This window comes from Mycobacterium tuberculosis H37Rv, assembly GCF_000195955.2.
GTDB classification, from domain to species: domain Bacteria; phylum Actinomycetota; class Actinomycetes; order Mycobacteriales; family Mycobacteriaceae; genus Mycobacterium; species Mycobacterium tuberculosis.
The window spans coordinates 1946697-1965410 of record NC_000962.3 but is presented as its reverse complement, the minus strand read 5'-3'; the positions used below and the strand labels follow the sequence as shown (position 1 = coordinate 1965410).

Genomic DNA, 18714 nt, shown 5'->3' with positions numbered 1-18714 from the left:
GCGCGGAGTTCGCCGGAGTCCGAGACCCCGGATCGTGTCGATGAGAGGGCAAGCGGCCAATCTCGTGCTGGCCACCTGGATCTCGGTGGTCAACTTCTGGGCGTGGAACCTGATCGGCCCGCTGTCGACCAGCTACGCGCGTGACATGTCACTGTCCAGCGCCGAGGCGTCGCTGCTCGTCGCCACCCCGATCCTGGTGGGTGCCCTTGGCCGCATCGTCACCGGGCCGCTCACCGACCGCTTCGGCGGGCGCGCCATGCTCATCGCGGTGACGCTGGCGTCGATCCTCCCGGTGCTCGCGGTCGGGGTCGCGGCAACCATGGGCTCCTACGCGTTGCTGGTGTTTTTCGGGCTCTTCCTGGGCGTTGCCGGCACGATCTTCGCCGTCGGCATCCCGTTCGCCAACAACTGGTACCAGCCGGCGCGGCGCGGTTTCTCCACCGGCGTGTTCGGTATGGGCATGGTCGGCACCGCGCTCTCGGCGTTCTTCACCCCGCGGTTTGTACGGTGGTTCGGCCTGTTCACCACCCACGCCATCGTCGCGGCCGCGCTCGCGTCGACCGCCGTGGTGGCCATGGTCGTGCTTCGTGATGCACCCTACTTTCGGCCCAACGCCGACCCGGTGCTGCCCAGGCTCAAGGCCGCGGCACGGTTGCCGGTGACCTGGGAGATGTCGTTTCTGTACGCGATCGTGTTCGGCGGGTTCGTGGCGTTCAGCAACTACCTGCCCACCTACATCACCACGATCTACGGGTTCTCCACGGTCGACGCGGGCGCTCGCACCGCCGGGTTCGCCCTGGCGGCGGTGCTGGCCCGGCCGGTGGGCGGGTGGCTCTCCGACCGGATCGCACCGAGGCACGTGGTGCTGGCCTCGCTCGCCGGGACCGCGCTGCTGGCGTTCGCCGCGGCGTTGCAGCCGCCGCCGGAGGTGTGGTCGGCGGCCACCTTCATCACCCTGGCGGTCTGCCTCGGCGTGGGCACCGGCGGCGTGTTCGCGTGGGTGGCCCGCCGCGCCCCGGCCGCATCGGTCGGCTCGGTCACCGGAATCGTCGCCGCGGCAGGCGGATTGGGCGGTTACTTCCCGCCGCTGGTGATGGGCGCGACCTACGACCCGGTCGACAACGACTACACGGTCGGGTTGCTGCTGCTGGTGGCGACCGCGCTGGTCGCGTGTACCTACACCGCGCTGCACGCGCGGGAGCCGGTGAGTGAGGAGGCGTCCAGGTGACGGTGACACCACGGACCGGCAGCCGCATCGAGGAGCTGCTTGCACGCAGCGGCCGGTTCTTCATCCCGGGTGAGATCTCGGCGGATCTGCGTACCGTGACCCGCCGCGGCGGCCGCGACGGCGACGTGTTCTATCGAGACCGGTGGAGCCACGACAAGGTGGTCCGCTCCACACACGGGGTGAATTGCACCGGGTCGTGTTCTTGGAAGATCTACGTCAAAGACGACATCATCACCTGGGAGACGCAGGAGACCGACTATCCGTCGGTGGGCCCGGACCGGCCCGAGTATGAGCCCCGCGGCTGCCCGCGCGGCGCGGCGTTTTCCTGGTACACGTATTCGCCGACGCGGGTGCGCCATCCGTACGCCCGCGGCGTGCTTGTCGAGATGTATCGGGAGGCGAAGGCACGTTTGGGTGATCCGGTGGCGGCCTGGGCCGACATCCAGGCCGACCCGCGGCGGCGCCGCCGCTACCAGCGCGCCCGCGGCAAGGGCGGGCTGGTCCGGGTCAGCTGGGCCGAGGCCACCGAGATGATCGCCGCCGCCCACGTGCACACCATCTCCACATACGGCCCGGACCGGGTTGCCGGCTTCTCCCCCATCCCGGCGATGTCCATGGTGAGCCACGCCGCGGGGTCGCGGTTCGTGGAGCTAATCGGCGGGGTGATGACGTCGTTCTACGACTGGTACGCCGACCTGCCGGTGGCCTCCCCGCAGGTGTTCGGCGACCAGACCGACGTGCCGGAGTCCGGAGATTGGTGGGACGTGGTGTGGCAATGCGCCTCGGTGCTGCTGACCTACCCGAACTCACGGCAACTCGGCACCGCAGAGGAATTGCTGGCCCACATCGACGGTCCGGCCGCGGATCTGTTGGGGCGCACGGTCTCTGAGCTGCGCCGTGCCGATCCGCTGACCGCGGCGACCCGCTACGTCGACACCTTCGACCTGCGAGGCCGCGCCACCCTGTACCTGACCTACTGGACCGCCGGCGACACCCGCAACCGCGGCCGGGAGATGCTGGCCTTCGCCCAGACCTACCGCAGCACCGACGTCGCACCACCGCGCGGCGAGACCCCGGACTTCCTGCCGGTGGTGCTCGAATTCGCCGCGACCGTCGACCCCGAGGCGGGGCGACGGTTGCTGAGCGGGTACCGGGTGCCCATCGCCGCGCTGTGCAATGCCCTGACCGAGGCCGCATTGCCATACGCACACACGGTGGCCGCGGTATGCCGGACGGGTGACATGATGGGCGAACTCTTCTGGACCGTCGTGCCGTATGTGACGATGACGATCGTCGCGGTCGGCTCCTGGTGGCGCTACCGCTATGACAAATTCGGCTGGACCACCCGCTCGTCCCAGCTGTACGAGTCGCGGCTGCTGCGGATCGCCAGCCCGATGTTTCATTTCGGCATCCTGGTGGTCATCGTCGGCCACGGTATCGGGCTCGTGATCCCGCAGTCGTGGACTCAGGCCGCCGGTTTGAGCGAGGGCGCATATCACGTGCAGGCCGTCGTGCTGGGGTCGATCGCCGGCATCACCACCTTGGCCGGCGTTACCCTGCTGATCTACCGGCGGCGCACCCGCGGGCCGGTGTTCATGGCTACCACCGTCAACGACAAGGTGATGTACCTCGTGCTGGTGGCGGCGATCGTCGCGGGACTGGGTGCGACGGCGTTGGGCTCCGGCGTTGTCGGCGAGGCGTACAACTACCGCGAGACGGTGTCGGTGTGGTTCCGCTCGGTGTGGGTACTGCAACCGCGCGGGGACCTGATGGCCGAGGCTCCGCTGTATTACCAGATCCATGTGCTGATCGGGTTGGCGTTGTTCGCGTTGTGGCCGTTCACCCGGCTGGTACACGCGTTCAGCGCCCCGATCGGCTATCTGTTCCGCCCGTACATCATCTACCGCAGCCGCGAGGAGCTGGTGCTAACGCGGCCGCGGCGGCGCGGGTGGTGACGGGAGTGCGTCTTCGGCGAGCGGACAGGACTGCCCATCGAGATCGACGTTAGCGACACGTCTACTCGTCGAACAAGTCCGCGCTGGCGTCGATTTCGATGCGAGACACGACTTTCGGCCCTGTCGTCACCCGCCTGTGCGGGTGGACGTATGCCCTTTCCGTCGTCCTGCTGTGGGTGACCTGCACCGCCTATGCTGTCTTGATCGCGGTGAGCACGACACGAATCGTCATCTTCCGCAAAGAATTCGCCGACGACCTAGCTGATCCGCGCCGGGGATTTGGGATGTTCACCTTTGTCGCTGCGTCCGACGTGCTCGGCACGCGATTAGTTGGTCAGTAGGCGTGTTTCTGTACGTCGCTGTCGGCAGCCTGGTCGTCGCCCGCCTGCTGCTCTACCCGCTGCGGCCCGCGGATCTCACCCCGCCCTATTGGGTGGCGATGGGCGCCACGGCTATCACCGTGCTGGCCGGCGCCCACATCGTCGAAATGGCTGATGCACCAATGGCTATCGTCACCAGCGGACTCGTTGCGGGAGCGTCGGTGGTGTTCTGGGCCTTCGGACCGTGGCTGATCCCACCGCTGGTCGCCGCCAGCATATGGAAACATGTCGTCCACCGTGTCCCGCTGCGCTACGAGGCAACGTTGTGGAGCGTCGTGTTCCCGCTCGGCATGTACGGCGTGGGCGCATACCGTCTCGGCCTGGCCGCCCATCTGCCCATCGTCGAAAGCATCGGCGAATTCGAAGGTTGGGTCGCGTTGGCGGTGTGGACGATCACCTTCGTTGCCATGCTGCACCACCTAGCCGCCACCATCGGCCGCAGCGGCCGGTCATCGCACGCCATCGGGGCCGCTGATGACACCCATGCCATCATCTGCCGCCCGCCGCGGTCGTTCGACCACCAAGTTCGAGCGTTTCGTCGAAACCAGCCGATGTAGCTGAGATACCGCCCGACAATGCCATCAGCACCATGACCGCCTGGCCACCAATCGCCCGTAACAAGCGGGACGTCCGCGACGACGCGTGCGCTAGCGCCGTGGCGGTGACAACGACCAGATATGGTCCGAGCACGCGGGCGAACCTCGTGTTCTGGCCTCGGCCAGTTGTGTAGAGCTCATCGCTGTCATCGAGCGATATCCGACCACTGATCCAAGTCGGGGGCTCTGGGGACCGAAGTCCCCGGGCTCGGAGCTATCGGACCTCACGATCACCATGACCAACGTCGGTGACCAGGGGGTTGACGCGGTCTTCGGGGTGATCTACCCACCTCAGGTCGCGCTGGTCAGTTTCGGCAAGCCGGCACAACGAGTTTGCGCCGTCGACGGCGCGATCCACGTCATGACGACCGTGCTGGCTACGCTGCCCGCTGACCACGGCTGCAGCGATGACCATCGCGGCGCGCTGTTCTTCCTGTCGATCAACGAGCTGACGCGGTGCGCCGCAGTAACAGGATGAGGATCTGCCCGAAGGCGGTAGCCCCGTCTTGGGACGGTAGGTCAAACCGGGTGTACATACCCGCTCAATCGCCCAGCACTTCGGGCAGATCACCGGGTTTCCCCGGTATCACCAATACTGCCACCAAACACAGCAGGCGGGAAGGGGCGAAAGTCCCTTATCCGACAATAAAACTTCGCTTGTTCGACGCCCGGTTCACCCGATATGCACGGCGCCCAGCCATTCGTGACCGACGTCCCCAGCCCCAAGGCCGAACGACCCTAGGAGCCACGAGCAATTCACAGCGATGATCGCCACAACCCGCGATCGTGAAGGAGCCACCATGATCACGTTTAGGCTGCGCTTGCCGTGCCGGACGATACTGCGGGTGTTCAGCCGCAATCCGCTGGTGCGTGGGACGGATCGACTCGAGGCGGTCGTCATGCTGCTGGCCGTCACGGTCTCGCTGCTGACTATCCCGTTCGCCGCCGCGGCCGGCACCGCAGTCCAGGATTCCCGCAGCCACGTCTATGCCCACCAGGCCCAGACCCGCCATCCCGCAACCGCGACCGTGATCGATCACGAGGGGGTGATCGACAGCAACACGACCGCCACGTCAGCGCCGCCGCGCACGAAGATCACCGTGCCTGCCCGATGGGTCGTGAACGGAATAGAACGCAGCGGTGAGGTCAACGCGAAGCCGGGAACCAAATCCGGTGACCGCGTCGGCATTTGGGTCGACAGTGCCGGTCAGCTGGTCGATGAACCAGCTCCGCCGGCCCGTGCCATTGCGGATGCGGCCCTGGCCGCCTTGGGACTCTGGTTGAGCGTCGCCGCGGTTGCGGGCGCCCTGCTGGCGCTCACTCGGGCGATTCTGATCCGCGTTCGCAACGCCAGTTGGCAACACGACATCGACAGCCTGTTCTGCACGCAGCGGTGACAACCGTCCGGTAGCGGCAACCAGGGCTCCGCCAAGCTGGACCGCGACCGTACTCTGGACGGCATGGCCGTTGAATCCAGCATGCTCGCCCTCGGCACCCCCGCGCCGTCGTTCACACTGCCCCAGCCGGCGACCGGCGCCACGGTCAGCCTCGACGAGCTCACGGGTCCCGCCCTCGTCGTCACCTTCATCTGTAACCACTGCCCGTACGTGCAACACGTCGCCGCCGGATTGGCCACGCTCGGCCGGGACCTCGCCGATCAAGGCGTCCCGATGGTCGGTATCTCCAGTAACGACGTCGTCACCTACCCGCAGGACGGGCCCGATCAGATGGTCGCCGAGGCCCGCCGCCACGGCTGGACGTTCCCGTATCTCTACGACGAAACCCAAGACGTCGCCCGCGCCTTCTCCGCGGCCTGCACACCCGACACGTTCGTCTTCGACGGCCAGCGCCGACTTGTCTACCGTGGTCAGCTCGACGACTCCCGCCCGGGCAATGGCCGACCGGTGACGGCCGCCGACGTCCGGGCCGCGGTCGACGCCCTGCTCGCCGGGCGGCCAGTCAACCCCGACCAACGACCGTCGATCGGGTGCGGCATCAAGTGGCGCTAGGCCGCGCCGTCACCTGCGGCCGGGAAGCTTCATCACGGTGCGCACGATGGGTAACAGTGACTTCTGCCAGACTGTGGCCGGGATGCCGAAGGGCGGATCGAGATTGAACACGCGGGCGGTCGCGATCGTCTGTGATTCGGTGTACTTGAGCAAGCCCTCCGGACCGTGCCGGCGGCCGACCCCCGAGAGGCCCATCCCGCCCATCGGCGCGCTGAGGCTGCCCCAGGCGAACGCGTACCCCTCGTCGACGTTCACCGTCCCCGACCGCAGCCGGGCGGCGATCCTCTGGCCCTCCGCGGTGGAGCCGGCCCAGACGCTGGCGTTGAGCCCGTAGTCGGTGTCGTTGGCCTTTTCGACGGCTTCGTCCACGTCGGCGACCGGGTAGATCGAGACCACCGGCCCGAACGTCTCGTTGGCCGCGCATTCCATTTCGGGTGCGACGTTGGTCAGCACGGTCGGCTCGTAGAACAGCGGCCCGATGTCGGGTCGAGCCTTGCCGCCCGCAATCACCTTGGCGCCCTTGGCCGTCGCGTCATCCACGTGACCGGACACGGTTTTCAGCTGTGCTTCGGAGATCAAACTACCCATGTCGACCGAGAAGTCGTATGCGGTGCCGAGCTTCATGTTCCGCACCGCATCGCCGAACTTCCGGGTGAACTCCTCGGCGATGTCCTTTTCGACGTAGATCCGCTCAATGGAGATGCACAGCTGGCCGGCGTTCGAGAAGCAGGCACGGGTGGCCGCCTTGGCGACCTTGTCGAGGTTGGCACCCCGCGCCACGATCATGGGGTTCTTGCCGCCAAGTTCGGCCGAGAAACCGATAAGCCGGCGGCCGGCGTGCTCGGCGAGGCGGCTGCCGGTCGCCGATGAACCGGTGAACATCAGGTAGTCGCAGTTGTCGGTGATGGCGGTGCCCACCACCGAGCCCGGACCGGGCACGATCGCATACAGCGCTCGCGGCAGACCCGCCCGATACAGCAGCTCGGCACACGCGAGCGCACAATACGGCGTCTGGCTGTCCGGCTTGAGCACCACCGCGTTACCGGCCACCAGCGCGGGCACCGAGTCCGACACCGTAAGCGTCATGGGGTAGTTCCACGGCGAGATCACCCCCACCACGCCCTTCGGTTGATAGCACACCGTGGTCTTGCCTATCCCGGGCAGCAGCGGCTGTGCCTTACGGGGCTTCAGCAGGTCCACACAGACTCGTGCGTAATAATTCGCGTTCGCGATCAGATCGACAATTTCCTCTTGCGCCGCCCATCGGGCCTTGCCCGCCTCGGCTTGCAGGAGGTCCATGAGGAACTCGCGGTTCTCGATGACCAGGTCGCGATAGCGGCGGATGACTGCAGCTCGCTCGATGACGGGACGCTTCGCCCAGTCGGTCTGCGCCGCGCGAGCTTCGGCGAATGCCGCTTCGACGTCCGCGGCCGTGCCGACCGGAATCGTAGTCAACGGCTTGCCGGTGAAGACCTCGTCGATCGTCCTGGTCGGACGTGCGGCGACGTCCTTGATCGCGGCCAGGTTACGCAAGCGATCGAAAACCTCGGCCGAGGGTGCAGGCATATCGTCACCTCTTTCGAAGAAATGCGGGTGTCTAGGGCACAGAGTATCGGCCTGCGATTGGTGACCAAAGGCATTCTCGACGAATGCCGGGTTCTTCTTGTTCAGGTGGCATCAATACGGGTTGTGGGGCCAAGCCGTGCACGCCGCAGCGCCTACGCCCTGGCTGAACGGGATCCTCCAGCCAGGGGATTGCCGAATCTCTCGCGACGCCCCAAGCGGCGCAACCAAATTCGCTTCCGGCAGTCCCTTGGGATCCCGGCACGTTACCACGAAGAACCGGCCTCGCGATGTTCATGTTAGTCCAGCTATATTGACACTCATGTGGACGCGACCGCGGAAGGCCAAAGCCATGCTTTCCGCGTTGGTTGACGAAGCGGATCCCCCCACGAAGCTGTTCAGATCGGCCGCCACCGGCCGGGTCGCCGCGGTCCTTGTGTCCGCCGATCATCTTGAGTTCCGCGACGCCGACCGGCACGCGGTGCGGGACGCGCCATGGGCGCGCGGTCGTCACCGAATACGTGCGTGCGCTAGATCGACTGCCGCACGAAATCGCCACTGCAGTGGTTGAAACTGTCAACTGCGCAGACCCTGGTGCAGCGTTCGACGAACTCGATGCAAAAATCAACGCGGGCATGAAGGCCTATGCGATTCCGGGCGTCGCGGTTGCTGTCTGGGCCGGCGGGCAAGAATACGTCAAAGGCTACGGGGTCACCAATGTCGACCATCCGATGCCTGTTGACGGCGACACTGTCTTCAGAATCGGTTCCACCACAAAGACTTTCACAGGTACGGTGATGATGCGGCTGGTCGAGCGAGGCAAGGTGGACCTGGATTCACCTGTGCGCCGCTACATCCCCGACTTCGCGGTAGCCGACGAATCAGCCAGCGCTACGGTTACCGTTCGCCAACTGCTCAACCATACCGCAGGCTGGGATGGTCGCAATGGGCAGGACTTTGGGCGCGGCGATGACGCGGTGGCGCTCTATGTCAAGGCGATGACACGCCTACCGCAGCTCACCCCTCCGGGAACCGCGTTCGCGTACAACAATTCAGGTCTTGTGGTTGCGGGCCGCATCATCGAGCTTGTCGCCGGAACAACCTACGAATCTACGGTTCAGAGGCTGTTGCTTGACCCGCTGCAGCTTGCTCACACGCGCTACTTTTCCGACCAAATAATCGGTCTGAATGTGGCCGCATCGCATAGCGTGGTCGACGGCAAACCGATTGCCGTTACTGACTTTTGGACATTCCCGCGCAGCTGCAACCCCACCGGTGGGTTGATGTCCACAGCGCGAGATCAGCTGCGTTACGCACAGTTCCACCTCGGCGACGGCAGGGCGCCTAACGGTGAGCAGATTCTGAGCCGACAATCGCTGAAGGCAATGCGCTCTAACCCTGGGGCGGGCGGAACACTTTGGGTGGAACTGACCGGGATGGGCGTGACCTGGATGCTGCGGCCCTCCGCGGAGAATGTGACCATCGTTGAGCACGGCGGCACCTGGAAGGGGCAGCGCTCTGGGTTCGTCATGGTGCCCGATCGAAACTTCGCCATGACCGTGCTCACTAACTCTGATGGCGGATTTCATATGATCAACGACCTTTTCGCATCCGACTGGGCATTGCAGAGATTCGCCGGGCTCAGCAATCTTCCGGCCACGCCGCAACGCCTTGGTGCCGTCGACCTGGCGCCCTACGAGGGCCGGTACATCGCCAAGCAAGTCGCCCAAAATGGCGACCTCGAGACAACGGTCATCGACTTCCGGGCCAGGGACGGCCAGCTTGCTGGAAGCATGAGCACCGACGATGCCAACCCGGATGGCCAAAACAGCGCCAATCTGGGCCTCGCCTTCTATCGGCCCGACTATGGGCTCGACCTTGGACCCGACAACAAGCCCACCGGCAGTCGCTCCAACTTCGTGCGCGGGCCGGACGGCAACATCGCCTGGTTCTGTAGCCAGCACGGCCGTCTGTTCCGACGCCAATAGCACAGCACCAGCCGGCTTGGTTTGCGGCGCGAGGAGGAACCGGGCAATCAGACGACGCCCGGTGACGATGCGCGCCGTTTGCGGCGCGAGGAGGAACCGGGCAATCAGACTAGGGTGGGCTGGTGGCCCGCACCGACGACGACAACTGGGATCTGACGTCTAGCGTCGGCGTCACCGCGACCATTGTCGCGGTCGGGCGTGCGCTGGCCACCAAGGATCCGCGCGGTTTGATCAACGATCCGTTCGCCGAACCCCTGGTCCGTGCGGTGGGGCTGGATTTGTTCACCAAGATGATGGACGGTGAACTCGACATGTCGACGATCGCGGACGTTTCACCGGCCGTGGCGCAGGCAATGGTGTACGGAAACGCGGTCCGCACCAAATACTTTGACGACTATCTCCTTAACGCCACCGCTGGGGGGATTCGGCAAGTCGCTATCCTCGCGTCCGGGTTGGACTCCCGGGCCTACCGGCTGCCGTGGCCGACCAGGACGGTGGTATACGAGATCGACCAACCAAAAGTGATGGAGTTCAAGACGACAACCTTAGCCGACCTGGGCGCCGAACCCTCCGCCATCCGGCGCGCCGTGCCCATCGACTTGCGCGCAGACTGGCCGACGGCATTACAAGCCGCCGGGTTTGACTCGGCAGCACCGACGGCGTGGCTGGCCGAGGGGTTACTGATATATCTTAAGCCGCAAACTCAAGACAGGCTGTTCGACAACATCACCGCACTCAGCGCGCCCGGGAGCATGGTAGCCACCGAATTTGTTACCGGTATAGCGGATTTCAGCGCCGAACGAGCGCGGACCATATCCAACCCGTTCCGCTGTCATGGCGTGGACGTCGACTTGGCTTCGTTGGTCTACACCGGCCCACGCAACCACGTCCTCGACTACCTCGCCGCCAAGGGCTGGCAACCCGAAGGCGTGTCGCTGGCAGAACTGTTCCGGCGCAGCGGTCTCGATGTGCGCGCTGCAGACGACGACACCATCTTCATCAGCGGCTGCCTGACCGACCACTCTTCCATTTCACCGCCGACGGCAGCGGGTTGGCGATGAGCGTGAACGGCTTGCCCGGTGCGCACAACGCGGGTCTGCAACCAATCGATAGCAAAGGTTGCCACACGCGTCGCACACGACACACTAAAGTGCTGTTCGTGAGCAAAGGCGTGTTGGCCAACGGCCGGGGCCGCTGGTTGGCAATCGCGGCCTCGCTCGTCGTCTCTGCCGCCATCCTCTATGCCCAAGGCGCAGAGCATACGTGCTGCCGCGAGACCCCGGCGGCAATCCCGACAGGCCCCGACTCTGCGCCGGCCAACGCACCGCGCATCGCCAGTCCCACGGAAGCGGACTTGTTGGCGGCAAGCGCGCCTGTCGCTGCCCAGCAATTCCAGTTCGCGCTACCTGCTGGCGTTGCGTCGGAAGAGGGGTTGCAGGTCAAGACGATCTGGGTAGCCCGTGCCGTCTCTGTGCTATTTCCTCAGATCACCAACATCTTTGGCTATAGGCAGGATCCCTTGAAGTGGCATCCCAACGGGTTAGCGATCGACGTGATGATCCCGAACCATCACAGCGACGAGGGTATCCAGCTCGGCAACCAAGTCGCCGGACTTGCCTTGGCGAATGCGAAACGATGGGGAGTGCTCCATGTGATCTGGCGGCAGGGCTACTACCCAGGCATCGGCGCGCCGAGCTGGACGGCGGACTACGGCTCAGAAACCCTCAACCACTACGACCACGTCCATATCGCCACCGACGGCGGCGGATACCCAACCGGGCGGGAAACCTACTACGTCGGATCCATGAGCCCTACGCCGCCAGAATGATCGAACGCGACAACCAAACGCAGCTCACCGCGGTTTCCGTCCGGTAAGGGCGACGAGCCGCTGAGTGGGCGTGGCTTCCCCCGCTAGGTCGACGTCGTGTGCGAACAGGCCCCGCGGACGCAGGACGGGAACCAGTTCGGCCGCCACCTGTTGGGCCGCTTCGGCCAGGTGCTCCGGGAGTTCGCCGGCCTGGCCCGTGGCCACCGCTAGGTCCCAACCGTGGACGACGGTGGAGAAGGTGATGATCGCAAGAGCCTGCCCCGCCGGCATCACGCCGATGAAGGTCGACAGCTCCGCGTTCAGATCGCGCACGGTCGACCAGGCCGCCTGCGACCGCCGGGTGATCCGCTGCGTCGCACCGAGGGGGTCGTCCCCGACGATGTCGGCACCGCTGAACACCTGCGCCATGTCCGGTCCGGGTGCTCCGTCGACGGCCGCCGCGAAGGCGTCGATCGAGGCCAGCGCGTGGCTGAGCAGCGCCCGCACGTCCCAGCGGTCGCACGGCGTCGGCGAGGAGTAGCTGTCGGCTTCTATCGACGAAACCAGCGCGACCAGGCGTTGTTCGGCTTCGACGAGGTTTGAATAGAGGTCCATGATCGTCCTTCCTACGGTCAACTTGGGCCCCCTCATGCCGAGGGGCGGATGTTGTGGTTATTGCGGAACACGTTGTCCGGGTCGAGTCGGTTCTTGAGGGTCACCAAACGACTGAACTCCGTTGTGCTGTAAAGTGTTTCGACGTGCATCGGTGCGTCGTCGGCGGTGAAGTTCACATACGCGGTGCCCAGCCCGTACGGGGCCAGCGCCTCGATCGCGTCGCGGGTCCATTGGCGGTGAAGGTCGTCCTCGCGGGCCTCGGTCCAATGGGTGGCGTAGTTGACCATGAATCGCGCGTGCCGGCTCGGGAAGCAGGAACGCTCACCGCCGCGAGCGGCGGCGCCGCCGAGCTGGAAGATTCCGATGAGGCTGTCCGGCGAGGACAGCTGCGCCGTCTGCTCAACTAGCAAGTCGATGGCCTCGTCGTTCAGCTCGGCCAAGTGGTCGGATTTCCAGTAGTAGCGGTGACCGGCCGGGTTGGAGGCGTCCAGCACCGCCTGGTGGGCCAGGAACGGGGTCGGCCACACGGTGTCGGCGACGGGTCTGGCGAGGGACTTGACCGGTCGCAGCGCTTCGATCCCGGTCTGGATGCTCCCGGTGTGGACGGCGCCGATCATGACCACCGGCTTGCCGCGCTGGTCAACGGGAATCCACGGTGCCGGCGGGGCGTGGCGCAAGACCACGATCGTGGTCACCTCCTCGGGTGCCGCAGCGGCGAACTGCCGGTAGCCGCGAAGCACCGCGGGCCCGTCATCCAGCCGGTAGACGACGAAGCCGGCCACGGCGACCGGACCGAACGGATGGGTGGCGAATTCGAATTCAGTGACAATGCCGAAATTGCCGCCCCCGCCCCGCAGGCCCCACATCAGCTCCGGGTCGCGCTCGTCGTCGACGCTTAGGTAGTCGCCGGCGGCGGTGACTAGCCGCACCGCGACCAGGTTGTCGCAGCTCAGTCCGAAACGTCGAGTCGTCCAACCCACCCCGCCGCCCAACGTCAGCCCGCCGACACCGGTGGTGGTGACGATCCCGGCGGGGGCCACCCGGGCGAACGGGACCGTGGCGTGGTCCAAATCGGCGAGCGTGGCACCACCCTGCACCCGTACCCGCCCAGTCGCTGGATCCAGCGAGACGGCCCGCATCGCCGAGAGGTCGATCACCACGCCGCCGTCGCACAGCGCGGTGCCGGCCACGTTGTGCCCGCCGCCACGTACCGCGGTCACCATCCCGGCGTCCACCGCGCGCCGCAGCACCGTTCGGACATCGCACGCGTCGTGGCACGTGGCGATCAAGGCCGGTTCGCGGGCCACCTGCCCGTTCCAGATGGCCCGCACCCTGGGGTAGTCCGGATCACCGGGGACACAAAGCGTTCCCCTGAAATCGTCGAGGGAACCCAGCGTCTTGGTCAGCGTCGCGGTCATCGCCTCTCACCTCCAGCACCAAGCGTTACGCCTCCCACAGGGGGTGCGGGAAGTTCGAATTCCGAACCACGCAGCCAGGGATGGCGACTAGCCTGGTGTCGTGCAGCCGTACGGCCAGTACTGCCCGGTAGCGCGGGCGGCGGAGCTGCTGGGGGACCGCTGGACGCTGCTAATCGTGCGGGAGCTGCTCTTCGGCCCGCTGCGGTTCACCGAAATCGAGCGGGGCCTGCCCGGCATCTCCCGCTCGGTGCTGGCCCAGCGGCTACGCCGACTTCAGCACGACCGCATCATCGAAGCGGTCCCCGAACACACGGGCGGGGGCTATCGGTTCACGGTGGCCGGCGAGGAGCTACGCCCCGTGCTGCAGACCCTGGGGGACTGGGTCTCCCGTTGGTTGATGGCCGACCCCACTCCCGCCGAATGCGACCCCGAACTACTCACGTTGTGGATCTCCCGGCGCGTCAACACCGAGGCCCTTCCCGGCCGGCGGGTGGTGGTGGAGTTCCGCTACCACGGCGAGCGGCCACTGTGGGCCTGGCTCGTGTTGGAACCTGGGGACATCTCGGTGTGCCTGCACGATCCATGCCTACCTGTCGACCTCACGGTGCGCGGCCATCCTCGAGATCTGTATCGGGTCTACAGCGGCCGCAGCACACTGGCCGCCGAGATCTCCGCCGAGCGCATCGAACTGGACGGCCTGCCGGCGATGCGGCGCGCGTTCCCATCCTGGATGGCTTGGAGTCCCTTCGCCCCAGCCATGCGGCAAGCCGTGGTGTCCGTAGACCAGATGCCGGAGGCTCATGGTGGGTAATGAAGAGAACGAACTCCAGGACCTGCGGAACCTGCGGCGACCATGCTTCAGCCGAGCGGAAGCGCCCATCGGCGTCTACAACGGCGAGCAAGCCATCATCGTCTACGATCTGAGACCGGTGCCGCATTGGCCAAAGTATTGGATCCAAGCACTAGCCAAACACTTCCAGCGCCAACTCAAACCATCACCAAAGATCGACATTTCGCTGCTCGACGACCGTATTCGGTTCTCGGTTTTCGTATCGACCGACGTGTCCGCAAAGGATCTATGCAAACTGGACGATGCCGTCTACAACGCCGTGAGAAACGCCGGTCGTGCCATCGAAAATGAGCAGGCGGCGCTTGACCACAAGCTCGCCGAGGTACGCAAGCGTCGTATGGATACCTGGGACGAGTCATATTTCCGCTAATAAGCCCATCGCCCTGGAACTCGGTTACGTGGGCACAAGCCGTTACCCCGGACTGGCCTCCTGGGCTGGCGGGGAAGGCCGCTGCGGGTCGTTGGTCGAACTCGATCTGATTCCTGACAATTCGTGTGCCACCGCATCGAATGCGCGCAGGGTGTCTAACATGTGCGGCTCATGGGAGTGCGGCTGGGTGGACAGCTTGGCGGCGACCACCTCCGCGGCGCGGTTGACGTAGATCAGCTGGCCGCACATGCCCACGCACAACGCGACATTGCTGCCCGGGTAGGGAAACCACACTTGGTTGCGGTACATCCCGCCGGGCATCGGGTTGTCGTCGGGGCTGGCGGCGAACGCCTGACGCGAGTCGGGGCCGCCGTCGAAGGTGTCGGCGATCCAGGCCGCGGGCACCACTTGCTGGCCGGCCAACGAGACACCGTCGCGCAGGTACAGCGACCCGAACCGGATCATGTCGGTCAGACAGGCGCTGATGCCGCCGTCGAATATTCCGGTGCCCGCCGCGCCGGCTACGTCTAGGGCGATGGTGGCATCGCACTGGGCCCCGATGCGGCTCCACAGTAGTTCCGACATCAGTTCGGGCATCGGCTGTCCGGCCGCGGCCTCGCAGATCCAGCCGAGGACGTCGGTTTCACACGAGCGATATTCGAACGGGCCGCCGTGCGCCGACTTCCGCCGCAAGGTCAGCAGGTAGTCGCGCAGCGTGGCGGGCAGGTCCGGACCGCGCTTGGGCGCCCACCCGATCACCTGCTCGCGCACGTGAATCTCGGCGGCCGGGTCGTCGTAGTTCTCCGAGAAGGCGACACCCGATCGCATGTCCAGCAGGTGGCGCACCGTCGCACCGGCGTAGCCGCAGTCCGCCAAGGCGGGCACGTACGCCGTGACCGGCGCGTCAAGCTCGATCGCCCCGGCCCCGTGCAGCGCGCCGACCACAGCCGCCACCAGCGACTTGCTCACCGAGAACAGCAGGTGGCGGGTCCGGGGTCCCAGGCCGTCGAGGTACTGCTCGGCCACCAGCGCACCGCGATGCGCGACCGCCCACCCGTCGGTAGCGGTGGCGGCCATCACCGCGCCCACGGTGGTGGCGATCCCGTCCGTGCTGGTCAAGCCGATGTCGGCGATCGGCGCATTGTCCGCGGGCAACGTCACGACCGGCTCGGTGCCGCGCGCGATGACCGTGGTCGGCATGAAGTCTTCGACGTGCTGGAATGCCCAATGCGAATACGGCGACGACAGCCAGTTGTCCAGTGCGAGACCGGCCGGGACGCCGCCGCTCACGCCCGTGCGACGAGCCGCGAGACGATCGGGGCGGCGGGCGTCAGCGGCGTCGAGGCGAACTGCGCCTTGAGGCCGTCGATCCAGCGCCGGCCGCGCTCGGTGAGCTGGTAGTCGTCGGTCTGCAGGTGCCCGCGGGTGACCAACACACCGAGTTGGGCGCCCTCGCAGCGTAGGTCGCCCGGTGCGGCGACCCGCATGTAGAAGGCCTCGGACTCGTCGAGCATCGTGGCCCAGTCGTTGCCCTGGCGGGCAAAGGAGACGCGCCCGTCGTGGTTCAGGCGCCACATCCCGGTGCGTGGGGTCGCGGTGAAGAGCTCGAGGTCCGGCGAGGTCTCCGACATGATCAGCTGACCCCAGACCTCGTCCTCGCCGTAGCCCCGCTCCCAGCGCGAGTTGATCGCCTCGATGTCCAGCTCGTAGTCCACGTCCATGTACTCGAGCAGGTGGAAGAGGAACAGTGGCATGTCGGCGTAGGCCTCGGTGGTCAGGTTCGTCATCGGGCTTGCACCGGAGAGGCGCGGGTTCACCTCGCCGAGGTAGAGCTCGTCGGCGTCCAGGTCGTGCAACAGGTCCACCTCGAAGTAGCCGCGGTAGCCCTCGCGGCTCAAGACGTCGCCCAGCTTTGCCACCATCTCTCGCGCGGCGCGGGTCTGTGCGGGTGGTAGCGCCCCACGCCAAACATCGTTGCCGCACCAGGCGCCCCGGTACGGAGTCAGCTCCGGGTAACCGACCAGGCTCGTCATCGCCGGGCCGATCACGGTGCCGTGGCGGGTCACGGTGGCCTCGATGCACACCTCGACATTGCGGATGCGCTTCATGACCTTGATTTCCGGCTGCCCCACTATGCCACCGGCGCACTGGTCCCAGTCGCGCAATCCGCGCACAAAGAACGTTGCGCTGCCGGCGTTGCCATAGGCGGCCTCGACGACGAGGTCGTCTCCCAGCCCTGCGCCGTGCGCGAGCGCCGACAATTCGTCGTAGGAGCTCACCCGCCCGATCACGTGCGGCACGCTGGGTACGCCCGCCTCGTCGGCCAGGCGCGTCATGACGATCTTGGATTCCAGGCGATGACGCAGCTCCGCCGGGGGGTGCATGACCTCGAGCCCCGCCTGGCGCGCAAGCGCCTGGGTCTCTTCGTCCAGCATCACAAAACAGGCCTTGCCACCGGGACCCCTGTTCTTGATGAACTCGAGTGTCTCGGGATCACGCAGCAGGTGGTTGCACACATCCCCCATGCCGTCGAAATCCCTGCGGTCGCGCCGCCGGGGCACGAACACGCGCGAATGTTCGCCCTCGAAAGAGTCGTAGTAGGTCAGGTAGAAGAAGTTTCGGATCCAGCGATAGATGCCCAGCAGGTTGAACGGCGTCGGCGAGATGAAGTACAGCGGCACGGTGTTGTTGTGAAAGAACGCGCGTACGTCCGAAAGGCCGTTCAGCACGCGGCGCGGCTGGGGCTCAGGCTCGCGGGCGGGCACGATCACGCCAGCCGCGGTGACGTCGACGCCGGTGCCCGGCGCAGGGACGGAGGCGCGGGCGGGGGCGTTGCGGTCAGCGCGACGGCGGTGAGCTCACATGGTTGCATGGCAAAAGTCTGCACCCGCCCATGGCCGCGTGCACGGCGTGGGTTGACGCCTACACGCCCCAGCCGGTCACACCGGCAACCGGACATGTGTTTCACATGTCCGATATGCTTACAACATGTCCGCCATGGTTCAGATCCGCAACGTTCCCGACGAGCTTCTCCACGAGCTGAAGGCCCGCGCAGCGGCGCAACGGATGAGCCTGAGCGATTTCCTCCTAGCACGGCTTGCCGAGATCGCGGAAGAACCGGCCCTCGACGACGTTCTCGACCGTCTAGCGGCACTGCCGCGCCGGGATCTCGGCGCGAGCGCAGCCGAGCTTGTTGACGAGGCTCGATCTGAGTGATCGTGTTGGACGCCTCGGCGGCCGTCGAGCTCATGCTCACGACGCCGGCGGGTGCGGCGGTCGCCCGGCGCTTGCGGGGCGAAACCGTGCACGCCCCTGCACATTTCGATGTCGAGGTGATCGGGGCGATACGTCAAGCGGTCGTGCGTCAGCTGATCAGCGATCATGAAGGACTCGTCGTGGTTGTCAACTTCCTTAGCCTGCCCGTTCGGCGTTGGCCGTTAAAGCCATTCACCCAGCGTGCCTACCAACTTCGGTCCACTCATACCGTGGCCGATGGAGCCTACGTCGCCCTCGCCGAGGGCCTCGGCGTACCGCTTATCACTTGCGACGGGCGACTTGCCCAATCCCATGGCCATAATGCGGAGATCGAGCTTGTCGCCTGATCTACCGCGGAACCTGTCAACATTTCTGAGACACGATTTTCGGGGATTCATTGAGTCGGCTGGTCCTCCTTTGGTGGTGGGTTGATCGCGCTGAAGGCCGGTAGCGCGGGTGGCTCGGGTGGTTTGCGAACGAACCGCTCGAGGTGGTCTCGGTAGGCGGTGTCCAGCACGGTGGCGCGGTCATACCAGCGACGAAGCGGCGCGAGCCGCAGTGGAAGGTCTCAGCGGTGCTCTGGGGATTTGACCGGGTTGCTGTACCGGTTGCTGTACATACCCCTTGGCGGTACTGCCTCAGCGGCAGCCGAGGACCGCCAGCAGGGCGGTCTACCTGCG

At 65.9% G+C, this 18714-nt stretch carries 19 protein-coding genes and 2 other RNA genes; 15 read left to right on the top strand and 6 right to left on the bottom strand.

Features of this window, described 5'->3' with window-relative positions; all coding sequences use genetic code 11:
• Positions 1-40: 40 nt before the first annotated feature.
• From narK2 to Rv1734c, 5 genes are all read left to right on the top strand, one after another.
• Entirely contained in the window at positions 41-1228 is a 1188-nt protein-coding gene (gene narK2, locus Rv1737c) for a nitrate/nitrite transporter (protein NP_216253.1), read from the top strand.
• A complete protein-coding gene (narX, locus tag Rv1736c) occupies positions 1225-3183 on the top strand; it encodes a nitrate reductase-like protein NarX (RefSeq protein NP_216252.1) in 1959 nt (652 codons plus the stop codon). The genes narK2 and narX overlap by 4 nt, the downstream gene beginning before the upstream one ends.
• A gap of 98 nt (positions 3184-3281) precedes the next feature.
• Complete coding sequence (locus Rv1735a) at positions 3282-3524, top strand: hypothetical protein (protein YP_009030033.1); 243 nt, start codon at positions 3282-3284, stop codon at positions 3522-3524.
• A gap of 98 nt (positions 3525-3622) precedes the next feature.
• The gene (locus Rv1735c) at positions 3623-4120 is read left to right on the top strand and encodes a membrane protein (protein NP_216251.1); all 498 of its coding nucleotides are present in this window, start codon (positions 3623-3625) and stop codon (positions 4118-4120) included.
• A 274-nt stretch (positions 4121-4394) separates the two neighbouring features.
• On the top strand, positions 4395-4637 hold the full coding sequence (locus Rv1734c; protein NP_216250.1) for a hypothetical protein: 243 nt from the start codon (positions 4395-4397) through the stop codon (positions 4635-4637).
• Here the strand turns inward: Rv1734c and MTS1338 are convergent.
• Positions 4628-4744: non-coding RNA, Putative small regulatory RNA (MTS1338, locus tag RVnc0036), on the bottom strand. The genes Rv1734c and MTS1338 overlap by 10 nt on opposite strands.
• A gap of 179 nt (positions 4745-4923) precedes the next feature.
• Here MTS1338 and Rv1733c point away from each other — a divergent pair.
• Both Rv1733c and Rv1732c read left to right on the top strand, forming a co-directional pair.
• The gene (locus Rv1733c; RefSeq protein NP_216249.1) at positions 4924-5556 is read left to right on the top strand and encodes a transmembrane protein; all 633 of its coding nucleotides are present in this window, start codon (positions 4924-4926) and stop codon (positions 5554-5556) included.
• A gap of 63 nt (positions 5557-5619) precedes the next feature.
• Entirely contained in the window at positions 5620-6168 is a 549-nt protein-coding gene (locus Rv1732c; protein NP_216248.1) for a hypothetical protein, read from the top strand.
• A 9-nt stretch (positions 6169-6177) separates the two neighbouring features.
• Here Rv1732c and gabD2 read toward each other — a convergent pair whose 3' ends face one another.
• Positions 6178-7734: a succinate-semialdehyde dehydrogenase gene (gene gabD2, locus Rv1731; RefSeq protein ID NP_214748.2), complete on the bottom strand. Its 1557-nt coding sequence runs from the start codon at positions 7732-7734 to the stop codon at positions 6178-6180.
• Positions 7735-8165: 431 nt separating this feature from the next.
• On the opposite strand from gabD2, the gene Rv1730c reads away from it, so the two are divergent.
• The 3 genes from Rv1730c (at position 8166) to Rv1728c (ending at position 11547) form a co-directional block, all read left to right on the top strand.
• Positions 8166-9719 carry a penicillin-binding protein gene (locus Rv1730c; RefSeq protein NP_216246.1) on the top strand — a complete coding sequence of 518 codons (1554 nt, stop codon included), beginning with the start codon at positions 8166-8168 and terminating at the stop codon, positions 9717-9719.
• Positions 9720-9841: 122 nt separating this feature from the next.
• Positions 9842-10780: an S-adenosylmethionine-dependent methyltransferase gene (locus tag Rv1729c; protein ID NP_216245.1), complete on the top strand. Its 939-nt coding sequence runs from the start codon at positions 9842-9844 to the stop codon at positions 10778-10780.
• Positions 10777-11547 carry a hypothetical protein gene (locus tag Rv1728c; RefSeq protein ID NP_216244.1) on the top strand — a complete coding sequence of 257 codons (771 nt, stop codon included), beginning with the start codon at positions 10777-10779 and terminating at the stop codon, positions 11545-11547. Before Rv1729c ends, Rv1728c begins: the two co-directional genes overlap by 4 nt.
• 24 nt (positions 11548-11571) lie before the next feature.
• On the opposite strand, the gene Rv1727 is transcribed toward Rv1728c, so the two are convergent.
• Positions 11572-12141, bottom strand: a complete 570-nt coding sequence (locus Rv1727; protein ID NP_216243.1) for a hypothetical protein — start codon at positions 12139-12141, stop codon at positions 11572-11574.
• 32 nt (positions 12142-12173) lie between these two features.
• Positions 12174-13559, bottom strand: a complete 1386-nt coding sequence (locus tag Rv1726) for an oxidoreductase (protein ID NP_216242.1) — start codon at positions 13557-13559, stop codon at positions 12174-12176.
• Positions 12908-13120: non-coding RNA, Putative small regulatory RNA (AS1726, locus tag RVnc0047), on the top strand. The genes Rv1726 and AS1726 overlap by 213 nt on opposite strands.
• 100 nt (positions 13560-13659) lie before the next feature.
• Entirely contained in the window at positions 13660-14370 is a 711-nt protein-coding gene (locus Rv1725c) for a hypothetical protein (protein ID NP_216241.1), read from the top strand.
• On the top strand, positions 14360-14779 hold the full coding sequence (locus Rv1724c; RefSeq protein NP_216240.1) for a hypothetical protein: 420 nt from the start codon (positions 14360-14362) through the stop codon (positions 14777-14779). The genes Rv1725c and Rv1724c overlap by 11 nt, the downstream gene beginning before the upstream one ends.
• A 42-nt stretch (positions 14780-14821) precedes the next feature.
• Here the strand turns inward: Rv1724c and Rv1723 are convergent, their stop codons facing one another.
• Both Rv1723 and Rv1722 read right to left on the bottom strand, forming a co-directional pair.
• The gene (locus tag Rv1723) at positions 14822-16069 is read right to left on the bottom strand and encodes a hydrolase (protein ID NP_216239.1); all 1248 of its coding nucleotides are present in this window, start codon (positions 16067-16069) and stop codon (positions 14822-14824) included.
• Positions 16066-17550: a carboxylase gene (locus tag Rv1722; protein ID NP_216238.1), complete on the bottom strand. Its 1485-nt coding sequence runs from the start codon at positions 17548-17550 to the stop codon at positions 16066-16068. Before Rv1722 ends, Rv1723 begins: the two co-directional genes overlap by 4 nt.
• A 217-nt stretch (positions 17551-17767) precedes the next feature.
• Between Rv1722 and vapB12 the strand changes: the two genes are divergently transcribed.
• Positions 17768-17995 (top strand): antitoxin VapB12, encoded by a 228-nt coding sequence (gene vapB12, locus Rv1721c; protein NP_216237.2) that lies wholly within the window; start codon positions 17768-17770, stop codon positions 17993-17995.
• Positions 17992-18381, top strand: coding sequence for a ribonuclease VapC12 (gene vapC12 / locus Rv1720c; protein ID NP_216236.1), 390 nt, complete (start codon positions 17992-17994; stop codon positions 18379-18381). Before vapB12 ends, vapC12 begins: the two co-directional genes overlap by 4 nt.
• Positions 18382-18714 lie beyond the last annotated feature (333 nt).